The sequence below is a fragment of the Dyadobacter bucti genome (genome assembly GCF_005869225.1).
GTDB lineage: Bacteria > Bacteroidota > Bacteroidia > Cytophagales > Spirosomataceae > Dyadobacter > Dyadobacter bucti.
The window spans coordinates 639,946-664,775 of record NZ_SWFP01000002.1; the positions used below are offsets into that span (position 1 = coordinate 639,946).

At 49.1% G+C, this 24,830-nt stretch carries 18 protein-coding genes; 4 read left to right on the forward strand and 14 right to left on the reverse strand.

Annotated elements, in window-relative coordinates; all coding sequences use genetic code 11:
- Position 1: 1 nt before the first annotated feature.
- From FBF61_RS35030 to FBF61_RS07780, 3 genes are all read left to right on the forward strand, one after another.
- A complete protein-coding gene (locus FBF61_RS35030) occupies positions 2-601 on the forward strand; it encodes a hypothetical protein (RefSeq protein WP_229214950.1) in 600 nt (199 codons plus the stop codon).
- Positions 602-700: 99 nt separating this feature from the next.
- Positions 701-1,813 (forward strand): family 20 glycosylhydrolase, encoded by a 1,113-nt coding sequence (locus FBF61_RS07775; protein WP_138476638.1) that lies wholly within the window; start codon positions 701-703, stop codon positions 1,811-1,813.
- 19 nt (positions 1,814-1,832) lie between these two features.
- A complete protein-coding gene (locus tag FBF61_RS07780) occupies positions 1,833-2,954 on the forward strand; it encodes a glycoside hydrolase family 18 protein (protein ID WP_138476639.1) in 1,122 nt (373 codons plus the stop codon).
- A 79-nt stretch (positions 2,955-3,033) separates the two neighbouring features.
- Here the strand turns inward: FBF61_RS07780 and FBF61_RS07785 are convergent, their stop codons facing one another.
- The 13 genes from FBF61_RS07785 to FBF61_RS07845 all read right to left on the reverse strand — a co-directional run bounded on the left by FBF61_RS07785 (position 3,034) and on the right by FBF61_RS07845 (position 22,156).
- Positions 3,034-4,335, reverse strand: coding sequence for a sugar MFS transporter (locus FBF61_RS07785; RefSeq protein WP_138476640.1), 1,302 nt, complete (start codon positions 4,333-4,335; stop codon positions 3,034-3,036).
- A gap of 111 nt (positions 4,336-4,446) precedes the next feature.
- On the reverse strand, positions 4,447-6,024 hold the full coding sequence (locus FBF61_RS07790; RefSeq protein ID WP_138476641.1) for a SusD/RagB family nutrient-binding outer membrane lipoprotein: 1,578 nt from the start codon (positions 6,022-6,024) through the stop codon (positions 4,447-4,449).
- Between the two features lie 42 nt (positions 6,025-6,066).
- Positions 6,067-9,084: a SusC/RagA family TonB-linked outer membrane protein gene (locus FBF61_RS07795; RefSeq protein ID WP_229214951.1), complete on the reverse strand. Its 3,018-nt coding sequence runs from the start codon at positions 9,082-9,084 to the stop codon at positions 6,067-6,069.
- A gap of 583 nt (positions 9,085-9,667) precedes the next feature.
- The gene (locus FBF61_RS07800; protein WP_138476643.1) at positions 9,668-11,437 is read right to left on the reverse strand and encodes a PQQ-dependent sugar dehydrogenase; all 1,770 of its coding nucleotides are present in this window, start codon (positions 11,435-11,437) and stop codon (positions 9,668-9,670) included.
- Positions 11,438-11,483: 46 nt separating this feature from the next.
- Positions 11,484-12,740 (reverse strand): amidohydrolase/deacetylase family metallohydrolase, encoded by a 1,257-nt coding sequence (locus tag FBF61_RS07805; protein ID WP_138476644.1) that lies wholly within the window; start codon positions 12,738-12,740, stop codon positions 11,484-11,486.
- A 75-nt stretch (positions 12,741-12,815) separates the two neighbouring features.
- Positions 12,816-14,027, reverse strand: coding sequence for an aminotransferase class V-fold PLP-dependent enzyme (locus tag FBF61_RS07810; protein WP_138476645.1), 1,212 nt, complete (start codon positions 14,025-14,027; stop codon positions 12,816-12,818).
- A 19-nt stretch (positions 14,028-14,046) separates the two neighbouring features.
- Complete coding sequence (locus tag FBF61_RS07815) at positions 14,047-15,423, reverse strand: hypothetical protein (RefSeq protein ID WP_138476646.1); 1,377 nt, start codon at positions 15,421-15,423, stop codon at positions 14,047-14,049.
- Positions 15,424-15,441: 18 nt separating this feature from the next.
- Positions 15,442-17,238, reverse strand: coding sequence for a gamma-glutamyltransferase (gene ggt, locus FBF61_RS07820; protein WP_229214952.1), 1,797 nt, complete (start codon positions 17,236-17,238; stop codon positions 15,442-15,444).
- 8 nt (positions 17,239-17,246) lie between these two features.
- Complete coding sequence (locus FBF61_RS07825; RefSeq protein WP_138476647.1) at positions 17,247-17,783, reverse strand: RidA family protein; 537 nt, start codon at positions 17,781-17,783, stop codon at positions 17,247-17,249.
- Positions 17,784-17,834: 51 nt separating this feature from the next.
- On the reverse strand, positions 17,835-19,304 hold the full coding sequence (locus FBF61_RS07830; RefSeq protein ID WP_138476648.1) for a M81 family metallopeptidase: 1,470 nt from the start codon (positions 19,302-19,304) through the stop codon (positions 17,835-17,837).
- A gap of 46 nt (positions 19,305-19,350) precedes the next feature.
- Positions 19,351-20,457 (reverse strand): bile acid:sodium symporter family protein, encoded by a 1,107-nt coding sequence (locus FBF61_RS07835; protein ID WP_229214953.1) that lies wholly within the window; start codon positions 20,455-20,457, stop codon positions 19,351-19,353.
- Complete coding sequence (locus tag FBF61_RS07840) at positions 20,454-21,323, reverse strand: SMP-30/gluconolactonase/LRE family protein (RefSeq protein ID WP_229214954.1); 870 nt, start codon at positions 21,321-21,323, stop codon at positions 20,454-20,456. Before FBF61_RS07840 ends, FBF61_RS07835 begins: the two co-directional genes overlap by 4 nt.
- A gap of 65 nt (positions 21,324-21,388) precedes the next feature.
- Positions 21,389-22,156 carry a carbohydrate-binding family 9-like protein gene (locus FBF61_RS07845; protein ID WP_138476650.1) on the reverse strand — a complete coding sequence of 256 codons (768 nt, stop codon included), beginning with the start codon at positions 22,154-22,156 and terminating at the stop codon, positions 21,389-21,391.
- Positions 22,157-22,515: 359 nt separating this feature from the next.
- Here FBF61_RS07845 and FBF61_RS07850 point away from each other — a divergent pair, with 359 nt between their 5' ends.
- Positions 22,516-23,388 (forward strand): AraC family transcriptional regulator, encoded by an 873-nt coding sequence (locus FBF61_RS07850; RefSeq protein ID WP_138476651.1) that lies wholly within the window; start codon positions 22,516-22,518, stop codon positions 23,386-23,388.
- Here the strand turns inward: FBF61_RS07850 and FBF61_RS07855 are convergent.
- Positions 23,371-24,744, reverse strand: a complete 1,374-nt coding sequence (locus FBF61_RS07855; RefSeq protein WP_138476652.1) for a hypothetical protein — start codon at positions 24,742-24,744, stop codon at positions 23,371-23,373. The two genes, FBF61_RS07850 and FBF61_RS07855, sit on opposite strands and share 18 nt — an antisense overlap.
- Positions 24,745-24,830 lie beyond the last annotated feature (86 nt).

Sequence of the window (24,830 nt, forward strand, 5' to 3'; positions counted from 1 at the left end):
AATGATGAAAAAACTGATATTTCCGATTTTACTCTTACTGCATATTTTCGCCAACGCCCAGGACACCCTGCCGGACCGGAAACAAATAAAATGGTTTTTACCTGATCATCTCAAATTACAGTTTGCAGGAAACATCGGCTTCCTTTCGGGCGGGCCGGGTTATATTTCAAGAAACAGGACTTTGGAGACCGACCTGCTGTTCGGTTATCTGCCCCAGAAATTCGGTGGGGATGCACTGGTGACCATCACCGCCAAAACGACCTATTCTCCCTGGCGTATCCATCTGAAAAACAACTATAACATCGCTCCCTTTTCGTTCGGTGCGTACTTAAGTTATACGTTCGGAACGCAGTTTGACACCAAGTGGCCGTCCTACTATCCGATCGGCTATTACTGGTGGGCAACATCTTTCAGGCCGGGGCTATATATGGGTGGAAAAGTGGGTAAGGATGTAGTTATCAAGAACAGACGGAGGGGATTTGAATGCTATTACGAACTCGGCACCTACGACCTCCTGCTGATCAGCTACGTCCAGAATACCAAATATCTCAAGCCTTCGGACATTGTCAATTTGTCTTTCGGTGTAAAGTTCGGGTTCTGACCGTCGCGGCAACTTAGTATTTTTAGGAAGAATCGTCCTTTGTATCGGGACTAACGTGTATTTCACGTTTTACATCAACACTAATCTGTCGATCCGATCATGACAAAATACTACTTCCTCCTGTTTCTTTTTTTGCTTGCCGGCGAGAGCTTCGCCCAGAACAATCTGGACAGTCTGGTCCAGATCAGAGGTTTCGCCATTGCCGCTCCCCGGCCCGACGGACTGCCCGACTTTATCAAGTTCGTTAATGAAGAGCTTGCCCCCAGAAAAGTCAATACCCTGATCCTGAGAGTGGATTACAACTACCGGTTTGAAAGCCATCCCGAGTTGCGGGACTCTGTCACCCTTTCAAAAAAGGATGTAAGAAAACTGGTTGATGCATGTAAAAAACAAGGCATCGCCATCATTCCGCAGATCAATTTGCTGGGACATCAGTCGTGGGCTGAAAAGACCGAAAACCTGTTGAAAGTCTATCCGGATTTTGATGAAACCCCCTGGGTGAAAATGCCCGCCAAAGGTGAATACAAATGGCCTAACCCGGACGGTCTGTATTGCAAAAGTTACTGCCCGCTGCATCCAGGCGTGCATAAGGTCGTTTTTGAATTGGTGGACGAGATCATGGAAGCGTTCGAAGCAAAGGCATTTCACGCAGGTATGGACGAAGTTTTTTACCTTGGAGAGGACAAATGCCCCAGGTGTGCAGGCAGGGACAAGGCAGTCCTTTTTGCCAATGAGGTGCAAAAAATACGGGATCATCTTGCAATGAAAAATCAGGAACTATGGATATGGGGCGACCGGCTGATCGACGGCAGGACTACCGGCATCGGCTTATGGGCAGCCAGCTATAACCATACGTATCCGGCTATCGACCTCATTCCCAGGGATGTAATCATCTGTGACTGGCAATACACCCGTGACAATCAGACGGCGGTTTATTTTGCCATGAAGGGCCTGCGCGTGGTGACATGCTCCTGGAACCGGCCGGAGATTGCACTCCAGCAGGTGGACAGCCACGTTCGGTCGAGAGACCTTTCCAACAAGGAACTCAAGGGACGCTTTTATGGACTGGCGCATACGGTATGGTCAGGCCCGACACCTTTTCTGAAAGGTTATTATGCCAATACCCAGGACCCGAAAGACGGTGACAAAACGCCCTGGAACACTTTCAAGGTAATGTTTGAAAAAATCGGTAAACTGGAAACAGGCCATTGAACTCATTCAACAACATGATATGAAATCAAAAATATACATCCTCGGGTTGCTGCTGGTGTTTTGCGGCAGCTTATCCGCGCAAACGACACGGGCAAAAAAATATGTGGTTACAGGATATGTGGGCGGTTTTCGGGGACTGGTGAATGTAGACCAGATCGATGCAAAAAAGCTGACTGACATTATCTACGCATTTGTAGACTGCCGCGACAGCATGGCCGTGCTCACAAACCTTGCAACGGATTCTACCAATTTCAGAAACCTTAACAAGCTCAAACTCATCAATCCCGATTTGAAAATCACTATTTCCATCGGCGGCTGGGCCTGGAGCAACTACTTTTCGGACGCAGTGCTCACCCCGACTTCCAGGGCTTTGTTCGCCAAAACCAGTGTCGATATCATCAGACAGTATAACCTGGACGGCGTGGACGTGGACTGGGAATATCCAGGTCAGCTGGGAGAGGATAATATTTTCAGGCCGGAAGACAAGCAGAATTACACGCTGATGTTCAAGGCCATCCGCGAAGAACTGGACAAACTGACTATTGAAACCGGGAAAAAATACCCGCTCACGGCCGCCGTCGGAGGTTCCCAGACCTTTATAGATAAAACCGAAATGGCGGAAGTTGGCAAAATACTCGACTACGTGTATGTCATGACCTACGATTATTCCGGAAAAAACGGCACGGTGGGGCATCATACCAATTTGTATGCAAGCAAAAAATCGCCGGGATCCTCGGCAGACCAGTCTATCAAAAACTTTATAGCTGCGGGGGTGCCACCTGAAAAACTGGGCCTGGGAGCTGCTTTCTACGGCAAGGGGTGGATGGCGGAAAGCACAAAGGATAATGGAGTAGGACAGAAGAAGCTAAAAAAAGAAAGGCAGCCAGCCGGCGGCTACACCATGCTGAAAGACAGCCTGGTCAACCGGCGCGGCAACACTGCCTATTGGGATAAAAAAGCCAAGGCGCCTTACCTGTTCAATCCCGAAACAAAGATCCTGATCACTTACGACGACGAGCGTTCGATCCGTGAAAAATGCGAGTATGTCAAGAAAAACAACCTGGGCGGGATATTTTTCTGGGAATATTTCAGCGACCCTAAGACGTATCTGCTAACGGAAATCAGTAAAAATCTGGATTAACGGATGATCTGTGTTACACTGAGAGCCAATTAACGTTGTAACAAGCAATATTGAATGACGCTTCGGCTGCAAACTCATCTCACTGCGCGGTAGTCGAAGAAAGGGAAACTACTTCCTTCTGCCATTCCAGTTTCTTGAAACCCCATACCGAATAATACAGCAAAAACAGATAGCAGGGTATCAGCACGAGCAGGGATGTCTGCGGCGAAGCCGGGTTCCAGTCGATCAGGCTTCCGAATATCAATGGGAATATACCACCGCCTATCACCGACATCAGCAGCAGGGCCGAGCCTATTTTGGTGAATTTTTTAAGGTTACGGATCGCAAGTCCCCAGATCGTCCCCCAGAGTAATGCAGCTCCGAAACCGGTGCAGATCAGGCAATAAATAGAAACCATACCTGTGCTGAAATACGCACCCGTGATCAGGACAAGACCAGAGATTGAGCAATATTTCAGGGCAGTCTGCTGGGATAACCATTTCGGAATAAGTACTGTACTCGCCACATAACCTACGAGCATCGCATATAATGTGTACTCTGCAAAATGCCGCGATTCCTGCAGCGGAATATCCAGTGCACGGCTGTACAGAATGATCCCGTCGATGGGGATGACCTCGCAGCCGGCGGCCATAAACAAAGCGATCACGCCAAGCACCAGGTAAGGATATTGGAATACAGATGTTTTGCTCCCCTCAGGCTTTTCGAATCCCAGCGGTTCGTCCTCGCTCTCCTCCACTTCCGGCAGCCTGGACAGAAATACCATCACTGCCAACAAGGCGAGTATTGCTGTAATAACCAGGTAGGGATTCACTACTTTTAATACATATTCATCGAGAATAGCCGCTTTTTCAGTTACGCTCGCGGTAGAAATGCTGGCAACAATTGAGTCTGCATTCAGTAAGAAAATAGCCCCCAGAATGCGCTGGCTTAATATTCCGGCTGTTTTATTGGCAATACCCATAAAACCGATCCGCTGGGCGGTACTTTCGGAAGGGCCGATGATAGCAACATAAGGATTGGCGGCAGTCTGCAAAAGCGCCAGGCCGGTACCGGTAACAAACAACCCGCCCAGAAACAGAAGATATGTCCGGGAAAAAGCCGCAGGAACGAACATGACCGTCCCGAGTGCCATGATCAGCAGACCAATCACCATCCCTTTTTTATACCCGGTATATTTCAGGATCCAGGCGGAAGGAATTGCCATGAAAAAGTATGCTATGTAAGAAGCGAACGCTACCAGCAGGGACTGAAAATTGGTCAGTTCCAGACAGATCTGAAAATACGGGATCAATATGCCGTTGACCCAGGTAATAAAGCCAAAAACAAAAAACAGGATGGCAATGATAATAAGCGGGTAAATGTAGGATTTTGCTTTGGCCATATTCGTAGCGGGTTAATTGAGCAGGGTTTTACATCAAAAGCAATAAAAAGGAAAATATCCCGGACGCAATACTGAATCGCCCCGGGATATTATTAGATTTACGTTGGAATCTTAGTTTTTATCCCACCACAGCGGCGTACTGGCTTTGTCTTCTCCATTGAGGAGTTTCACAGCCTCGGTTACAGCAGCCCGGTTATTTTGTTTTTCTGCATCAATGAACGGGAACCTTCTGATAAATGCCGTATTGGGCACGTCAGGATTAACCGAATTCACAACATGATACAGCTTGGGGAAAGTTGATCTTCTGAACTCAGCCCATGCTTCCGAACCATCAGGATATAGCGCCAGCCATTTCTGAGTACCGATCTGTTCGCGCTGCACAGCCACGGTCGCACCCCATTTTACGGGGATATTGCTCACCGCCGGGGAGTTTTGCGAATCGCCGGGAGCGATGGGAGGAGTAGTGCCTGTGATATAAGTTTCTACCGCTGCACCTGTATAACCCCAGGTTGCCATGGATTGACGGATACCATCTTCATACAAATCCTGCGCGTCGCCACCCATGTTCCAGCCATTGAGAGCGCCTTCTGCCCTCAGGAAATAAGCCTCGGCAGCATGCATGATATCTGCTTTCACAGCCAGCAGGTTTTCCCATCCTGAGCCAGTCCCGGTGTTGCGGATCCATCTTGCTCCGATGTTTGAATTGTTATCGTTGGTGTTCAAAGGTTCGATCAGCTGGGCAGGGCTCAGACCGTTGCGCACGCCTTCGTAAGTCTTGGTATTGAACGACGGCTGGAAGAATTGCGCCATACGCGGATCATTATACCCTTTCAGGATGGATTCCATGGTTGCGCTCATACGGAACTCGCCCCACGCCGCAATTCTTGAAAGACCGTTGGCGTCGGCACTGCTTACGGCAGTACGGACCATCATCGCATCCTCAGCTGCAGCGGTGAGCACACCTGACGCTACCGCAGCTTCTGCCTCAGTTTTAGCGCGGGCAGGATCCACTTTTGAAATACGAAGTGCAAGTCGCAGGCGCAAAGTGTTGGCAAATTTGATCCATTTGTTAACGTCTCCTGCATACATGATATCAGAAGTCCCGAAAGGTTTTTCGCCCGTTTTGGTTTTCAGGATAGCAACGGCGGCGTCAAGTCTTTTGAAGAAATCGTCGTAGATCACATCCTGAGCATCATACTTCACAGACGACGAAGGTGTTCCTGCCTCGAAATAAGGGATAGGGCCATAGTAATCGGTAACACGGTGAAAAGAAAACACCCACCAGATGCTTGCCAGCGAATATTCCGCGGTGTTTGCTTCATAATTTTCAAACAATGTTTTAAGCTGGGGCACCACCTGGATATAAATGGGGTTCCAGTGCGAATTGATCCACGACATATTGGTAAAGTACCTGTCGGACTGGAAGTTGGCTGTGGTTGTCGCGAAATACTGTGCGTACAGATCCGCAAAGAGATTGGTTGCAGTCTGGTATGAAGGATGGTACGAGCCTTCGGACAATGCACGGGAAAACAATTTCGGGTATTCGGCCGGAGTCAATACAACCAGGGCCGTTTTACTCTTGTTCATGGCGTCGAAGTCGTCGGTGCAGGCAGCACCGAAAAACCCAACCAGCCCGATTGAACCAACGCCCAAGATCTTCCTTAATTTCTGATTTATATTTAGTTTCATAATATGTCAATATTTAAAAATGCAACAGTTCCTGAACTTCAATTAAAAGCTAAGTTTAAGATTCAATCCGACGGTTCTCGACGATGGCATATTTCCGTAGTCAAGACCCTGGAAATTACCTGCACCCAGGTTCATATCAGGATCAAACGGCAGTTTCCGTTTTTTCAAACCCGGGATATCCAATGTTGCATAGCCTCTGTAAAGGAAAAACAAGTTGCGGGCTGTAAATGACAGACGCGCATTTTTCAGGAAGAAATTCGAAGGGAAAGGAATGTTATAGCCCAGCGTCACCTCTCTCAAACGGAAGTTCGTTGCAGAGTAAGTGAAGAACTCACCCCATGAGTACCGTCCCTGAGACACGGTCTGCCAGAATGTTTCGGCGTTGATCGCCGTGGTATTTTCCGAACCGTCCGCTTTCACAGCAGGAAGTACCCAACCTCCCTCGCGGTGTTCTTCGGTGTAATCCGAGTTACCATCAAACGCAAGGTTCGCCTCTGTTCCGGAAGTAACGATACCACCCACGCGGCCGTCAACAAGGAAAGAGAATACGAATTTTTTGTAGTTGAACGTATTGCTCCAGCCCAATGTGAATTTAGGATTGTAGTTACCAATCGGTGCAATTGGCCCTACTGCCGGCACGCCGGTAGCCGTGACCACATATCTGCCCTGTGCATCTTTCAGCCAGGTATAACCTTCCATATCACCGAAAGAGCCTCCCTCAGCCACGACCGGCGTAGCAGTTCTGATACCACTTCCAAGGCTCACCTTTTTGAAATTCTCGTGCAGGTAGATCACCTTATTTGTATTACGGGCAAAATTCACGTTCGACTGCCATGTAAGCGGTCCGTTTTTCAGCGGGTTGGCCGTCAATATTATTTCAATCCCTTTGTTATTCACTTTTCCGGCATTGATTGTCTGGGCACTGAATCCTGAAGGTGAAGGTAGCGGAAGTACCAGGATCTGGTTGGTTGTGTTACTGTTATAGTAAGTTACGTCCACACCAAGAAGCCCGTTGAGAATCCGGAAATCCAGACCAAATTCCGTTGCTGCCGAAATTTCAGGCTTCATCGCTGAGTTTGGCAGTGTGGTACTTCTTGAGATATAACCATTCACCCCTCCATTTGTAAAGGCATAAGAAGGATCGAGCTGGTACGGACTTGTGTCATTACCCACCTGTGCCCACGACCCGCGGAGTTTTGCGAAGCTGATCCAGGAAGGCAAACGCAGCGCTTCTGAAAGAATGACATTAGCACCAAAAGATGCGTATGTGTAGGAATAGGGATTTGGAAGCGCAGACGACCAGTCGTTGCGGATCGAACCATCAACTGTCAGATAATCTTTGAAAGAAAAAGAGGCTGTTCCAAATACATACTGCAGTTCTTTTTCAGAAAATGCCGAAACCCGGGTAAGGTTCGTGGCAAAAGATAAGTCGAACTTATCCACTACTGACAGACCTGTTGCAGTCGCCCCTACCTCTGAATATTTGTTGTAAGTCTGGCCGGCACCAAAGTTGTATGTAAGACCGAAGTTCTCTCCGAGTTTATTGTTACCCGAGAAAATCAGGTCCATGTTACGTTCCAGTGTTTTACCATCGAAATTCTCATAGTTGCCCCCAGCGGCCGCATACAAAAGTGTACCATTGGCATACCCACGCTCGTAGCCGTCCACATAAGTATCATAACTGATACGTCCCTGCACATTCAGCCAGCTTGCCAGTTCATACTTGGCAGATCCCAGAATGATGGAACGATCCCTTTTTTCACGACCAAATGTTTTGTTCAGCGTCCAGTACGGGTTCATATAAATGCCAGAGCTGGTCCAGTATCTTGGGCTTCCTGTTTCGGTCTGGTAGTTTTTGTAATCGTTTAAATCCACACTTCTTGGCGTTTTCAGCAGGTTCATGATCGGCCCGCTGTTTTCACCGGAGAATGGTTTGTTTTTGATATCCTGATTGATATAGGTGATCTTTCCGTCCACGCTCAACCTTTTGGTGAGGTTTGCGTTGATCCTCAGGTTCAAAGTATGTCTCAGCAGATCGTTGTTAGGGATCAGACCCTGATTTTTATTGTGGGTATACGACATGTAGGTCTGAATATTCTCACTACCGCCCGAAACCCCGATCGAGTTGTTGGTCGAAATCCCGTCTCTGTAAAAATTCTTGATGTTATCGGGATAAGTAGTGCCTGCGGCCCCCCAGCTTCCCGAAGCGTTTTCACTTGACTTTCCACCAGCTCCCTGTCCGTAGGTGTTCTGAAAGCTTGGCAGCAAAAAAGGAGATTCCATCGATATTCCAGAGTTGATATCCGTAGAAATTTTACCAGACTTACCTTTTTTTGTGGTGATCATGATAACCCCATTTGCCCCGCGGCTACCATATTGAGCAGAAGCCGCCGGCCCTTTGAGGATACTCATGGATTCGATATCGTCCGGGTTGATGTTGGCAGCACCGTCACTTCGGTTTACCCCTCCAAAATCCGAGCTTACCTGGCTTCTGACGCTGTTGTCGATGGGCACACCATCTACTACAAACAAAGCATTGTTGTTACCTGCTATGGAACGGTTACCTCTCAACGTCACCCGTGTAGCAGAACCCGGGCCCGAAGATCCCTGCGTGACCACAAGCCCGGCTACCTTTCCCGAAAGTGTGTTCACGAAGTTAGCATCCCGCACATCGGTGAGCTGCTTTCCCGAAACCTGCTGCGTAGCGTACGTCAGTGTCTTGGCACTTCTCTCGATACCGAGGGCCGTAACCACTACTTCGCCCAGTTGGGTGGCATCTTCTTTAAGCGTCACATTCACGACCGAGCGACCGCTCACTGCAACATCCTGAGAAGCATAGCCGATAAAAGAGAACACAAGCGACTCGGAGCCGGATGGTACGGTTATAGCATAGGCGCCTTCAACATCTGTTGAAGTTCCTTTTGTTGATCCTTTGATAAGTACGTTGACGCCGGGCAATGCTGCTCCATTATCGTCCACCACTTTTCCAGTAACGTTCAGCTCCTGCCCCACTGCTGTTGAGGCAAAACCAGCACCCAGCAACATGATTACAAACAACATTTTAAACCTTCGACGCGAGGTGCCCTGCATGTGTGCGGCATGACCCCAAAGCGAAAAAGTACAATTCATCCATTGAAATGGAATCGGTAAAGATTTTCCGTACATAATAACACTGTGGTTAGGTAAAACGATACATTATTTTGAAATTATCACTATTACCAAAATTATCATTTAACCATATCAAATACTGATACTATTTTCTTCAATTTTAATACTATCCTTCAAAATGAAAAAAATCGCCGGTAAAAATGAGAATCGCGCTCGCAGGCCGTAAAATTAATTATTGGTTACATCATAAATCATGTCACTTTTATTCCACACAAAATGAAAAAAACGGCATTTTAATTTACAAATGGCATTTTTTCCAAGAAAATAATCTTTTTCAATGCAGTTAAACTTTCAGAAGTATTTTCAGTGCTATTCAAAGAAGTGAAATTTGTCACCCAAAAGCTGAAAAATAAGATATATAGGAATATTACAATTAAAAAACCAACAATATCCTGCGTGGAACATAAAAAAACGGACTTCCGGAGATGTAATCCAGAAAGCCCGCTTTTTTAAATACTCCGATGTAGTTACGCCGTTACTGCGCTTTTTTGACCCTTATGACTTCACCCACACTGACACCGCTCGCCGTGTTGCCAAAGCTCATCCTGATATAGGTCAGGATCTGGGCAATTTCTTCATTTTTGAGAAAGTCATGTGCGGGCATTACTCCGTTATATTCCACACCTTTCACCGTTAGCGGGCCGCTCAGCCCTTTCAATATCACCTCGATCAGTTTTCTCTTGTCACCGGTAACACGCTCGGAGCCGGCCAGTGGCGGAAAGCGACTGCCGTCACCCTTGCCGTCGCCCTGGTGGCAGGCTCCGCAATACAGTTTGTAAGCCTGCTCTCCGGCAGCCAATATCTTCTTTTCCAGGTTGTCTTTTACGATATCGGGTGTTTTGATATTTGTGCGCTCCTTGCGTTTTTCCATTGCAGCCAGCTGTGCCTTGCCAAATTTGTTCCGGTCGCCCTTGTACATGATGCGCCATATTTTGCCTTTTACACTCTCCGTAATATACAGCGAACCGTCGGGTCCCATGGCGATGCCCATCGGGCGCGCTTTGGCATCAGCCGTATTGATGATCGTATCCACCCTCGCAAACCCATCCGCAAAAACCTCCCAGGGGCCTGATGGAGCGCCGTTTTTGAAGGGTACAAAACAAACAAAATAACCTGCCTGCGGATAAGGTGCCCGTATCGTGGAACCGTGAAAAGCGATGAAAGCCCCGTTTTTATACCGTGCAGGAAACTGGTCGCCCTGGTAAAAGTGCAGGTCGTTGGGTGCCCAGTGCCCAGGAAAACCGATGATAGGCTGCTCAAATTCGGCACCTTTTCCAGCCTTTTTACCATCACCGCCGTATTCGGGATTCAGCAGCTTTTTGCCCTGCATATGATCGTAGTAATAGTAGGGCCAGCCTGCATTGGAACCTTCTTTTACCCGAAGGAATTCTTCCGACGGCAATACGGCACTTTGCCAGTTATTATACAGGTCCGGCCAGGTACGCACCAGATTGTCACGGCCGTGTTGCAAGGCATAAAGCGTATTATCCGACTTGTTCCAGTCCATCGCCACAATGCTCCTGATCCCGGTAGCGTATTTTTTTCCGTCCGACTGCAACTGGCCAGGTTTATTGGCATCAAACTGCCATACGCCCCCGTGCTCTTCCAACTGCGGGCAGGGGTCCTGTCCAGCCATACCGGGAACCCTGTTTTGTGCCTGGCAGACATCGCCCGGTGCGCCGAAAGGCACATACATGTGTCCGTCATTATCGAAAGCCAGCGGCTTGGCAATGTGCTCGGAACCATGGACTTTATTCTTGTAATCGTCGGTCAGGATTACCTCGGCTTCGCTTTCGGGGATGAGTTTTCCGGGAGTCAGTTTATTTCTGAAAACCACTCCGGCCGTGCTGTAATAAATGTAATCGTTGTGAATCCGCATCGCAGTTCCATAACTTCCGGGATCGGTGTAATTTCCAAAATTCTGGACGATATCCGCCTTTCCGTCATGGTCGGTGTCGCGCAGGGCCACACTGCCACCTTTGGGCCCTACACTTCTCAATTTGACATAGATATCGCCGTTCTGATTCACGGCCAGATGCCTGGCCGATCCCACGCTGTCGGCAACCACAACAGCTTCGAAGCCTCCCGGAAGCACAAGGCCTCCATTATCCGGATCGCCTTTAGGAAGCTTATTCACTGTGTCATATCTGATAAAACCGATACTCAGCAACAATACCGCCGCCGTAACAGTCAATCGTTTTGTGCGTACTAAAATCCTGAAAAGAGGTAGAAAAAAATATTTCATTATGATACAAAAAATGGGTTTATGCATGGTAAATATGAGCGGGCATTCATGGCTTAGACGGCAAAGGCATAGAACGCGCATTGAGGTCATACACGATCTTGCCGCCTTTGATCGTCACTTCACACTCCAGTTTTTCGGTTCCTTCCGATTTATATCTGGCCACGTCATAGAATCCAAACTTGCCTTTGCGCAGGTTCAGGATCGCCACATCGGCATTCGCCCCTACCGAAATATGTCCCAGCTCTTCATGTTTGATCGCCTTGGCCGCCGCCCAGGTACTTGCTGTGATCACACTTTGCAGGTCCATATTCAAGGCCATGAATTTCGACATCACATTGAGCATATCTTTCATAGCGCCGTTCATGCTGCCGGTATGGAGGTCGGTACTGATGGTTTCTGGATAAAAACCGGCTTTGGTCGCAGGTAACGCCTGCGAATAAGTAAAGCTTCCGCCCCCGTGGCCAACGTCGAAAATCACCCCTCTTTTACGCGCAGCCAGTACAAACGGTTTTAATTTGCCTGTTTCCAGATCCACAATCGATTCTTTGGTTTCGAGGATCTGCCCGTAGGTATGTGTAAAAATATCGCCAGGGCGCAGTCTTTTCATAAAAAGGTCTTCAATGGACAACCTCGGCTTGCTTCCGCCGAAATCGATCATCACAGGGATATTTGCCAGTTTTCCGGCTTCCAGCGCACGGTCCACAGCAATAAAATCTGACTTGTGAAAATGTGCTACTTTGATCCCGACTATGTAGTCCTTGTATTCTTTGGCTGCGCTGGCCGCCAGCTGCGGGTCCATAAACTTAACGTCCTGCTGATATACCGAATACTCGTCACCGCGCATACCCTCACTGGAAATATTCAGGAATGCCAGGACGCGGGTCTGGGAGCGGTCTATGATATTCTTTTTAAACTCCGGAAATGATTTTGAGCCGGCCCCCCCTGCATCCACGATCGTTGTAACGCCCACCCGGAAGGTGAAGCCATCGGGAGGCAGCGCACTGAAACCGTTGCTGAGATCACCGTCGGGTGTAGTTCCCGCAAACACGTGGCCGTGGATGTCGATGATACCGGGTGTTACGTACAGCCCGGCTGCATCAATGACCTGCTTTCCCTGACCAGCCGGGATGCTTTTGGCAAGCTGGGCAATTTTGTCGCCCGTAATGGCCACATCCATGATACCATTGATATTATTTTTCGGGTCGATCACGTGGCCGCCTTTGATAATGATGTCATAAGACTGTGCCCGGGAAATAGCCGGTAAAGACAAAAGCAACAGCAGAAAAAAACTGATTTTATTCATGGATTCAGGAAATAGGTACTGTAATGGTTTAAGCTTGATAAAAATATTAAAATCTTTGGTTTCAAGTCAGAAATTTCAGGCTGAAGCCTGCGTCAGTTCTTCTTTGATACGCTGTGCCACGATTTTTTCCTGCCCGGGTTTCAGCATAAAAACAGTAAGTCTGATGTTGTTTTCCGTTTCCCAGGCTATTACTTCAATGGACGGGTTACCTTTGCGGAGCTTTTCTCCGAGGGCGTCCCTGGTGAGTTTAACTTTTTTGTCGTCCCAGGATATGCTCAGTGAAGGCGTATGATTGGCGACGGGCGGCAGGACAATTTCCGTCTTTACGCCCGCAATACCTTTGATGGCATTATCGATCAGCGCGATTTTCTGTTCCCACATTTTCCACTCCCTGGCGTGGTCATGCTTCACATATTTTTCGAGGGCGACATACATGCCCAGAATTTCTTCCTTGTTCACCTTTTGGCCGCGTCCTATCCCGCTGCGCGGCGGCGCGCTCAGCCGGGCTGCCGCGATCAGGTCTTTTTTACCCATTAAAATACCCGCACTCTGAGGTCCGCGCATGGCTTTTCCTCCTGAAATGCAAACCAGGTCGAAACCCATATCATTGTATTTCCAGAGGTTCTCCACCGGCGGAACGTCGGCAGCGATGTCGATCATGGTGGGCAGGTTATGCTTTTTTGCAATGTACAGCCACTCCTGATGCTGTATTTTACCTTCCGGTGCTTCCCGGTTCAGAAACCACATCAGTGCTGTTTTTTCATTGATCGCTTTTTCAACTTCTTCCCGCGTCTCCACTACGATGATCTTAACCCCCGCATTGGTCAGTGCCAGGTGGTATCCGTTGGCGTGGGTCTTCTGGACGATCACTTCCGATTTCATGCCGGTACCTTCCAGAAAAGGCAGCTGCATTACTTTTTTATTATCCATGCCCGTCAAAACGCCTGCCATACCCAGCACCAGTGCGGACCAGCAGCCTGCTGTTACCATCGCGGCTTCCGAATGACAGATTGCCGCGATCTTTTCGCCCACCTTATCCTGCACGTCGTCCAGCATCACATACTCTTCTGCTCCTGTATTGATAGCGTCCAGCACTTCCTGCGGCATCAGTGAGGCTGTCATAGAAGTATAAACCCCGGCAGCATTGATAAAAGTCCGGAGCCCCAGTTCTTTAAAGAGGTCGCGTTTCGGAGCCGCCATGGCAGTGTTTGCGGCAAATACCTGACCGGTAACCCCGCCCGAGACCGGGAGTACCGACAAACCTTTTAATAAATCCCTGCGACGCATATAGTTGACATTTAAGGTTTTATTGTTTTTTAAATTTATCAGGAATGATAAATTCATATCCTTTGGGCGGCCAGGGCCCGATGCTCTGCCCGGTGGGGCGCGGACTCGACGGCAGGATCGGTTCAATACCGGCGGCTGGCGAATATTTTACATTCAAAAACGGTGTTTTCCGTTCTTTTCCACCGTCTACCACCGACCTTATGCCCATATCAATGATGCCGCTCGTGAGCAATGTTCTTTCCACAGGCCCCTGCGGTTTGCCGGAAACGAGGAATTTCTGGATGTTTAGGGTAAGGTAGCTAAAATGCGAGTAGCTCATGCTGTTGTCCAGCACAAATTCGGTAGCGACTGTTTTCCCGCCTGCTTTTGCGGCATACGCCCAGCCCGTATTGACCAGCTCATCCAGCATCAGTATCGCACCTTTCAGGCCGTCGTTATATCGAACAATTACAGCTTTCGGATCTTTAACGATTTCGCGCATGTTCCCGGCAGCCCTGATCTTGATAGAATTACATGCAGCATCGACGAGTTCTTTTGAAATCTTCCCGTCATCAATCGCTTTCCAGACCGCAGGTCCGGTGAGCCCCTGCACACTGGCCACGCCGGTTTCTCCTCCTGCCCTGCGTTCCACCATGCACTGAAGAATTTCCAGTACGTGGAAACCGTAAGCATCCAGGGACGCATATCCTATGGCCACGGCTTCGGTGATCTTGGTACCAATCGGATGCACGAGCATCGGGTCGCGCCAGCAATAAGGAAGCGACGACCCGGCCATCATCGGCACCTGCAGTTCCTGGGCGCGGTCGTATACCCATTTGCTGTCCAGCCAGGAGTATGCTAAATGTTTATCGGAAAAAAGGGGTACCGATTTATTTGAAGCATCAAATACCCTGAAAATCTGTTCGAGGTAATTCATGCGCGGGTACATTTTCACACCCAGGCGGCTGTTGGGATAATCCCCGTGCTCACCGATGTAAATCACCGCATCGACAGCCAGCTTGTCGCCGCCCATTGTCAATGCTTCCGCGATCGTCGGGTATAGTGTCGCATTGTTCATTTTGGCAATCCTGACCCCGGTGTCGTTCGCGCCGATCTGGTCGATCCATACCGATACGATCTGGACCTGCGGAGCTACCATGCCGTCGTCGGTGGGGATACCTACAAACAGCTTGGTGGCAATCACATCCGCGTGCGCGCTGTTGCGGTAAGTATTGGCAATGAGCGCGATTCGTTTCAAGGCTAATGGATTTTTTTCGGTTCGCGACAAGTCATTCTCAGGGCCGGTCAGGTTGATAAAACCGTTCGGGAAAAGTCCTGAAAACATGGAAAGGCTTGCAGCGGCACCGGCAGATTTTTTGATAAACTGTCGTCTTGGGTTATTTTCTTCGTTTTTCATGATGGTGATTGGGTTTAGTTACCAGCCTATGGAATAGCCGTTTCGTCTTGGATCGGCGCCGCCCATGATCCAGCCGGTTTTATGGTCAATGGTGATACCCTGGGCACCGCCGACGGTCATTGACCATTCGCCGAGGCTGGTATCGAGTACATAACCCATATCCCTCAGTTCCTGCAGTGTCTTTTCGGGAATCCTTGTTTCGATAATGAGTTCTTTGGCGGGCACCGAGCCGAGCTCATCTTTCCAGCGGAACCTCGGCGCACTGATCGCATCCTGTATGTTCATGCCAAAATCCACCACGTTCATCGCCACCTGCGGTACCGACTGCAATATCCCGAAACTGCCGGGCGAACCAACGATCAGCTCCGGTTTACCGTTTTTATGAAACTGCATCATGCCTCCGATACACCAGCCCACAGCCTTGCCAGGCTCCACAGTATTGGCCTGTCCGGGTATCAATGTCATCCAGTCGAGGGCGCTGTTGAAAACCACCCCTGTTTTTCCGGCCACATATCCCGATCCGAAGCCGCCGCCATGCGTTTGGATGATCACCACTGCATTTCCCCACCGGTCGGTTGCCGAGAGGCTGGTAGTAGCATATTTATATTGATCCGGAACGGCACTCTCGAAAGCTCCGGGCACTTTTTCCAGCAGCGACTGCTTTTTCATATTCGTTCTCCGCTCCTTGATATTCGCCACTACTTTTGCCCTTTGAGAAGCGATGTAACTGTCCGACAAAAGCATCGTTACCGGCACGTTTACAAACTTCGGATCGCCGATGTACTTGTCCGTATCGATCCGGCTGAGGTAAATAGCCTCCATGAGGTGCGCCAGGTAATCGACACTGTTGTGCCCCATTTTCTTCAGGTCAAAACCTTCCATGATCTTCAGTACCTGCAGCTGCTGGATGCCCATGCCCGGAGGCGGGTTATTATAAACGGTATAGTCGCGGTATTTGACAGAAATCGGTTCAACCCATTGTACTTTGTCCGGTACCGAAGCCAGGTCTTCCACACTGATAAACCCGCCGTCACGTTTGAAAGCCGCGGCCATTTCCCGGGCAATTTCCCCTTTGTAAAAAACATCGATTCCTTCTTTGGCAATCCGCCGCATGGTTTTGGCCAGCGGTTTATTGGTAAAAAAGTCCCCGATCTTGTAAGTCGATTTGTCCTCTTTCAGGAATATGGCAGCCGATTCAGGATGGGGCGAAACGCGGTCGAGCGTGCCTTCCCACATGGCCTGATCAAACTCAGTGACAGGCACACCGTTTTCCAGGTAGTCGATGGTACTTTCAAAAACCTCCGAAAGCGACATTGTACCGTAGTCTTTGAGTGCCCGGTTCCAGCCTGCCAGGTTTCCCGGCACTGCCGGCGTCCGCGGCCCGATCGTCTCCATACCTCCGTGACCGGCCCCGTCGGCCAGCTTGGCATCGGATTTCATCGCTTTGGCATCAAAATTCTTCGGTACCCAGCCGCCGAATACCAGCGACCTTACTTTTTGGTCTTTGGCAGAATAAAAAAGCATATACCCTACACCGGCAGTTCCGGACATGTAAGGCTCCACGGCATTGAGGGAAGCCGCTGTTGCCACGATCGCATCGATGGCATTGCCGCCTTTGATCAGGATCTTTTGCCCGGCCAGGCTGGCGAGTGGATTGGCCGAAGCCACCATACCGAGCTTCCCCAAAGAGGCAGGCCGGAGGTTATTTTTGGCGACCTGGGCATTCGCATTGTCGATATTTCCAAGCACCCATGCGGTTGCAAAGGCCGAGAAAACGATATTTTTAAGGGTAGGAATAGTTTTAATTTTCATCATGTGATCTCCTATTCTTTCAGTTCCACAATCATTTCAATTTCAACAGGGATGCCCATCGGCAGCGAACCCAGACCAATTGCAGAGCGGGCGTGCTTGCCATTTTCCCCAAAAACCTGCACCATCAAATCGGAAAAGCCATTGATCACCTGGGAGTGACGGTCGAAAGTAGGAACAGCGTTGACCATACCCAGTACTTTCACGATCCGCTTCACTTTGTTCAGATCGCCGATCTCGGCCTTCAAAGCAGACAAAAGTGAAATTCCGGTCAGGCGGGCTGCCTCCTGGGCCTGCTCAAAATTGATCTGATCACCCACTTTACCTTTCATATATTCTCCATCCTCTTTCACCGGCCCATGCCCTGAGAGGTAAACCAGGTTACCTACGCGCACAGCGAGCAGGAAGTTGGCGGTGGGTTTTCCGGGTGTTTTCAATGTGATCCCCATTTGTTTCAAACGAGCCTCAGGGTCGTTGCTTTTTACTTGCGCGCTCACCGATTGCGCAAGCAAAAGCAACATGATCAACGGGTTTAGGATAAGCTTTTTCATGTTTTTTTATTTAAAATATTTTTGATGTTTTTTTTGGAATTAAATTCATTATCAGGGATTTTCAAACGGAAACAGCGGTTTGCGACGGTTTTTATGGTCAAACATCGTCATATCAGCCTGGGTCACGCCGGGGGTATTGACCTGGATAATAGACGGACAAACCGGCGCATAGGCAGCGATCGGTGCAACCACTCCTTTGGCCACGATGACATCAAATGACCTGGGATCAATGTCGCAGGAAGTAAGCTGGCCCAGGCTGAAAGGCGGTACCCGCAGGGAAGTGAGCATGATCACGCTGCCGTTCGGCCTGCTTACCACAGCAGTTTTACCCATATAATAATTGACCTGCCCGCCGTGCCTCGGATTGTCTTCTTTGAAATTTCCGTCCGACAGCCGCAACAGCGTAACCGGAAGTTCAATGTCTTTCAGACCATCTTTGACCGTTCCTTTCATCGACAAAATGAACGAATCGCCCGGCTGATAGCCCGATGCCCGCTCAACTGCGGCAGGATCATACAGGCAGACAAAATATTTGTAAGTGCCATCGGCTTCCAGTCCTTCCAGCAGGCAGATGTTGTTCCCGGGACTGCCTCCGCCAATATTATCGCCCATATCAAGCAGCAAAACGGGTTTTTCTTTTTCAGCAACCATTTGAATCGTCGCGGGAATGTCATTTTTGGTTCCTACAAAACTCTCGCGATTGTCCAGGATATAGGTTTCCAGCTGCTTACCTACCTGCCAGGCGGCATCCGGGTTATTGTCAGATACTACCACCAGCGAAGTTCCCATCTCGGCCACGTCGGCATAGGGAAAACCAAGCAGTATGCTGACTGACAAAATATCTTCCGTTTTACTCAGTTCGTCCGCCAGGGAATAGAGGCTTTTACAGGGCTCATCACTCGTAAACTGCTGTTCAATGCTGATTGCGAGCGGTACCTGCACAAGGATTTGCTTTGGCTTCGCCTTTTTTTCAACCATTTTGACAAGGATATCGGCGACGGCTCTTCCGGTCTGCCGCTGGTCGATGTGCGGGTTCTTTTTATAGGACACGAATGCATCTGCCGAATCTGTCATGAGCTTGCTGACATTGGCGTGGAGGTCCAGAGAGCCGGCAATCGGCACGTCCGGCCCCAGCCTTTCGCGGATCAGGCTGATCCAGTGCCCGTCCATATCCCGGAAATTCTCGCTGACACCAGCACCGTGCGGAACCACCAGGACACCGTCTACCGGCAAAACTTCTTCCAGCTTGGCCAGCATCGCGTTCAATAAGGTCTCATAAGTTTCCGCTGACACGGTACCGCCCGGCGTGGCTTCTGAGAAAACCACGGGAACCAGTTCCATTCCTGCCTGGTCGATGACCTCTATCATCCCTCCCACTTCATGGTGTGCATCCTGGTATTCCTTTCTGATATCCTGGCCCGCAAGCGAATGTCCTTTCTGAAAATCAATCATCGTCGTCAGACTTTCGGCGAACGTATTCGACTCATGATAAATACCCAGCAGCGCTATTCTTTTTGACATTACAATTGTTTTTGATTCTGGTTAAATAGGTTTCGTTGAAGTAAAATCAGACATCCGATGCATTTTTGGCAGCCTGCTTCGATTCCAGTCCACTCCAGTAGGACGCCAGAACGGAAGCCGTGAGGCCCATAATCGGCCCGCAGATCGCGGAAGCCAGCCCAACTGTGGCAATTTTGCCCATCACTTTTGCAATCCCCGAAACAAGCCCGGCATTCTGCATACCCGTGGCAATGGCTATCGTCCGGGAGTCACGTTCGTTGAGCCTGCACAAGCGCGCTGCCCAATAACCAAAGAAATAGCCGAGCACGTTATGCAACAGCACGACCATGAGCAGCATAAATCCGATGTTCAGGATGCTGTCGCGGCCGGCGGCCATGATGATCGCCACAATCAGCGCTACGCCGAACATAGACACGTAAGGCATACCTGCGTCCAGCCATTTGGCCCGTCCGCTCAGCATTTTATTAAACAAAAGCCCCGCAGCAATAGGCAGCAGCACGATTTTGATCATTCCCCACATCATACCCAAAACATCAATTTCAATAAAACCGCCTGCAAAAAGCTTCATCAGCAAAGGGATGAGCAACGGGGCAAGTAATGTAGTGAGGGAGGTAACAGTAATCGCGAGGGCAACATTGGCTTTGGCAAGATAAGCAAACAAGCTCGCCGTCACCGATGTCGGCGCACAGCCCAGCAGGATAATACCGGCCGATATTTCCGGAGAAAAATCGGTGGCTCGGGCAAGCAGAAAACCCAGTAAAGGCATGATAATGAATTGCGCAAGTACACCGACAATCACCGATTTCGGTGATTTAGAAAGCTCTATAAAGTCTTTGAGACCCATTGAGGACCCGGTACCGAACATGATCAGCTGAATGAGCGGAGTGATCAGCAATGCCAGTTCAAAATCATTGACACGGATAAAAAGGCCGGGATAATAAAGGGCCGTCGCGGAAACGCCCAGTATAAATATTGTAAAAGCCAGGCCCTTCAAAAGCGGAATGCCCCTGAAAGCAATGGATAATGCCACCAGAAAAGTGATCAAAAACGGCCCGCCAGACGAAATATTTCCCATGACAATCATGACCAGAGTCACAACCATAGAGATGAGGGAAATAACAAGCGCGGCTTTGTAAAACTGGTCCCTGTTCATTTTTTGAGCATTTTCCATTCACGGCCCGCGTCTTCCACCCTGAATTTTTCGACATTGCCATGGTCCTGTAAAGTGACGTAAACCGTGCGGCCGTCTTTACCACCGAAGGCGAGATTGCTTGGCATTTTCCCGCCGACCGGTATTTCCAGCAGCACTTTTCCAGCCGGTGAAACTTTGGCGACGGTACCTTTTCCGTGGCGGGTGATATAGAGATTTCCCTTTGTATCACAGCGCATTCCGTCCATCCCGAAATCCGGAAATTCGATCAGCAGCCGTTTGTTGCTGATGCTCCCATCCTTGCCCAGGTCATAAGCCCAGACTTTGCGCTGCACCGTTTCATTTACATACAATGTCTTATTGTCAGGACTAACTTCTATGCCGTTTGTGGTGCCGGTGTTCGCTTCGAGCAGGGTTACTTTACCGTCGGTATCAATGCGCCAGATGTTGCCTGTACCGTTGCCCCAGTTGGGGTCGCTGGCATATATACGGTCGCTGTCGTCAATAGCGATATCATTGGGCTGGTTCATTTTTGGTTCGTGTGCAAATACGCTGATCTGTTTCGAGACCATATCAACCTGCAGTATATTGTGGTTGGTGTAGTCGGCGATGAACATTTTGCCTCCGCTGTGGAACCTGATCCCATTGCCGACGCTCCCGCCGGGAAGTTCTATGAAGATGCTGCCTTTTCCTTCGGGCGTGACCTGGCCGATCGTGCCCTGTTTTTCAAAATTCACCGCATACAAAACGCCGTCCTTGTCCACGGCAGGGCCTTCCGCGCCGGAAGTGAAACTATGGGCAGGGGTAAAAACGGAGGATTTGTAAAGATCCCCGGCGGGCTGGGCCTGATTATCAGATGCAGTTTCCACAATCAAAAATGTTAGAGATAAGAGCTTAATTACCGTACTACCTGAAATATTGATTTTCATTCTTTTTACTTAAAAATGAGTGTACCGAAAAACTGCGGTAAATGAAAGTTGGGTTTAGGATTGTCTACATAAGACCAGGTGATCCAGTGCGGGTTAGTGCTCTGGCTTGCGGTTTTGTAAAAATTGGCTTTCCAGGTAACGCCCGGTTTCGGATCTGTTACATTAGAGAATTTTTTAAGCATGGATAACGGAACCCGGTACTCGATCGTCCAGGTAACGTGTCCGGAAATCTCCGGGTCTACTCTGGCAGGAAGCGAATGGGCAATTTCGATCTGTCTGATATCTTCGGCTTCCAGCTTCTGAAAGCCGGTCCAGGGTTTTGTAACATAAAAAATGAGCGGCGTGCCCCCTGCGTTCACTTCCAGGTTAAAATACCTTTCGGGAAGGGCGGAATCGGGCGAGAAGAAAAACTCGACGCAGGCATCTCCGGAAACATTGCCGTTGTACTCCTGAACAAGGCTCCGCACATGCTTGTCTTTCACCCTGAAAATCACATAGACATTGGCATCATCATACATCATTTTTGCCTCAACCGTGGGCTTGAAAGGAGGAATAGCGCCCATGTATTTTTCAATGGAAATCGATCTGGTTTTTTTCCAGACGGCCTTGTTCCAGTCGGCGTCAATTTTCACGGGCTGCTTTGCCCGCACCACTTCGTAGGTAAGAGCCTTTTCGGCAGTCTGGAGCGGTTTTTCCGGTTGCGCGAAAACAGACGCAACGGAGGCAGTCAACAAAAAGGCGATGTGCAGGTTCAGGTACTTCAGGAGGGACATATCAGGAATAGACTATATTTTACAATTACACTTATTTACCATCATTCATTTACAAATTCCCGAATTAGCACCAAGATTGTTTCAACTATTCTTCATTTCACAAAATTATATTTCACCTCTGCCAATTTCTTGTACTATTGTTCGTAATCCTGATACTATCATAGCGTGTACAAAATATGTAACCGACAGAATATTTTTTTAAATTACCCGAAAAGACGGGGCCCGTGTATAGTTACCGTTTGGTGACTCCGATAACGTTACCGCTACTTTTTCTGTAAAAGCATGAAGCGTTCCCAATAAAATCGTATAAAATTGTGCAGGCCAAAATGGTAAGTGTGGCCAGCCAAATTTCTTTACCCATGAAAGCTGTTGAATTTCACCTACCTCAGGACGTTGACAAGTCATTTATCGTTTTTCGGGAGACAGGCGATTTTTTCCCTGCGCCCTGGCATTACCATGCACATTATGAGTTTGTGCTCGTAAACAAGAGCACTGGGAGAAGAATGGTCGGGGACCATATCGGGTATTTTGACGAAGAAGACCTGGTATTTATCGGCTCTCTTTTACCTCACGTGTGGGTCAACGACCCGGTTTATCTTCAGCGACAGGCCCCGGACAAAGCCGATGCACTGGTACTCCATTTTACCAACGATTTTCTGGGGGAGGATTTTATGAATATTCCGGAGATCGAGAATTTCAAAAAGGTACTGAAACTGGCTGAGCGCGGCATGGCGCTGAGAGGTGAAACCAGGGAAAAGATCAATACGCTCATCAGGCAGATGCCCGACATGAACGGTTTGCAACGGCTGTCTTCCCTCTTTCTTATTTTTGATATCATGTCGGTTACAACGGAGTATGAGCTGCTGGCCAGCCCGCGCTTCGTCCAGAATTTCTATTACGATTCGTCGGAGCGCTTCAAGCGGATCACTGGCTATATCATGGAAAATTTCGACAAGGAAATCAGCCTCTCGGAGATAGCGGCAGTGGGGAATATGGGCGTTACTGCGTTCTGCAACTTCTTCAAGGAGCAATTCCGCGTCACATTCGTGGAGTACCTGACCACTGTGCGCATCGGGCACGCCTGCAAGCTCCTCTCGCAAAATGACCGCAATGTGGTGGAAGTCGCCTATGAATGCGGCTTCAATAATTTGGCCAATTTCAACCGTCAGTTCAAAAAATTAAAGGATATGACGCCCAGCGATTACCGGAAAACCTTACATATCCACAGTTAACTGCTGTACGAGCGACAGCAATTTTTCTCTGATGGCTTTCTCCGCTCCGGGCACCAGGCAACTGTATCGGCAGCGCCAGGTTTCATACCCTCCTTTGGCGATTTCTGCCGCGGGAGGCACATAACCTACGTTGCCGTTGGCCATTGTGATGGTGAAATATGGGCCTTGTGTTATATTTTCTTTAAGGTATAAGCCGGTTTCCGAAAAAAACTCTCCGGCCAGCGCACCTATCACCCCATGGCCGATCCTGATCGCCTGCACCGGACAGATCCCTTTGTCGGGAAACTCGTCCAGGAGCAACTGCTCCCGGGCATAGATCTGCCGCAACCCGTCCTGATCGATCACGATATCTTCATAATGAGCCGCTGAAACGATCTGCCTGGCAGAAAGCAATTGTTGGGGAGAAGGTTTCACTACATCGATTTCCGTTTCATGGTACAGTACGGAAAGCTGGGGATTCTCCTGCCAGGAAATTCCCGGCAGATCCTGAAAAACCTTGTCGGCCAGGTCGGTACCAATGACTTTACTTTTTTCAAAATGGGCTTTCGGGTAACGTTCGCTGTCCTTAAAATCCCAGATATTGACGTCGCCGCTGGTACCATTACTCATCATGCATACAAAACCGGCTGGTGCCTGAATTTTTTCCGTAAGCTGAGCCGCAAATACACCGAAATAATCGGCAGATATGGTGCCGTTTTCCCAGTCGCCTACGTAGTGGAGAGAGTAATTGGCCAGCAGACCGATCCATTGACCGTCCATATCTTTAACTGCCAGGTAACCCAATTCCGGATCTGTGGGCGCAATACCTTTGACAATAAAATCTTCTACCCCGAAAGGATTGGTTTTGATCTGGTCCGGCTCTCCGGTAACGGGATTAAAAGGTGTATATCCTTCCGCCATTTCGTATCTGCGGCAAAGAAGGTGCTCCGGCGCAGCTACCGAGCCGAAGCCTATTGTAGCCGGCCGCATTTTAGCGATCGCCTGCTGCACAGCCGACACGATCAGTCCGGGAAGCTTTTTTGCGTAGGCGGGATCCGTACTGCCCAGGTGAACGTCCGCCACAGAGCCTGCGGCGTGGGTATGTGTACTGGAAATCAGTATATGGGCAAAAGGAATACCTGTAACCTTTTCAATTTCAACTTTCGTCTGGTCCAGAAAATCCTTGGGCATAATGCAAATATCCACCACCACCATCGCCACAGTGACTTCTCCGTTTTGCAGCACCAAAGCCTTGGCATACAAATCGTCATGGATAAAATTGGCGTAATGTGTCACAAAATCGCCGTTGATTCTGGTTCCCAGCGGCGGCGTGGTTTTAACCTGTGCCGCCCCGGCGCAAAATGGTGGTGTTGACATGGTTTTTTGGCTGTTGGCTTTCAGCTGTTGGCTGTTAGCGATTGGCTATTAGCTTTTTATGAATATTTTTTCTTTTTGTCGCAACC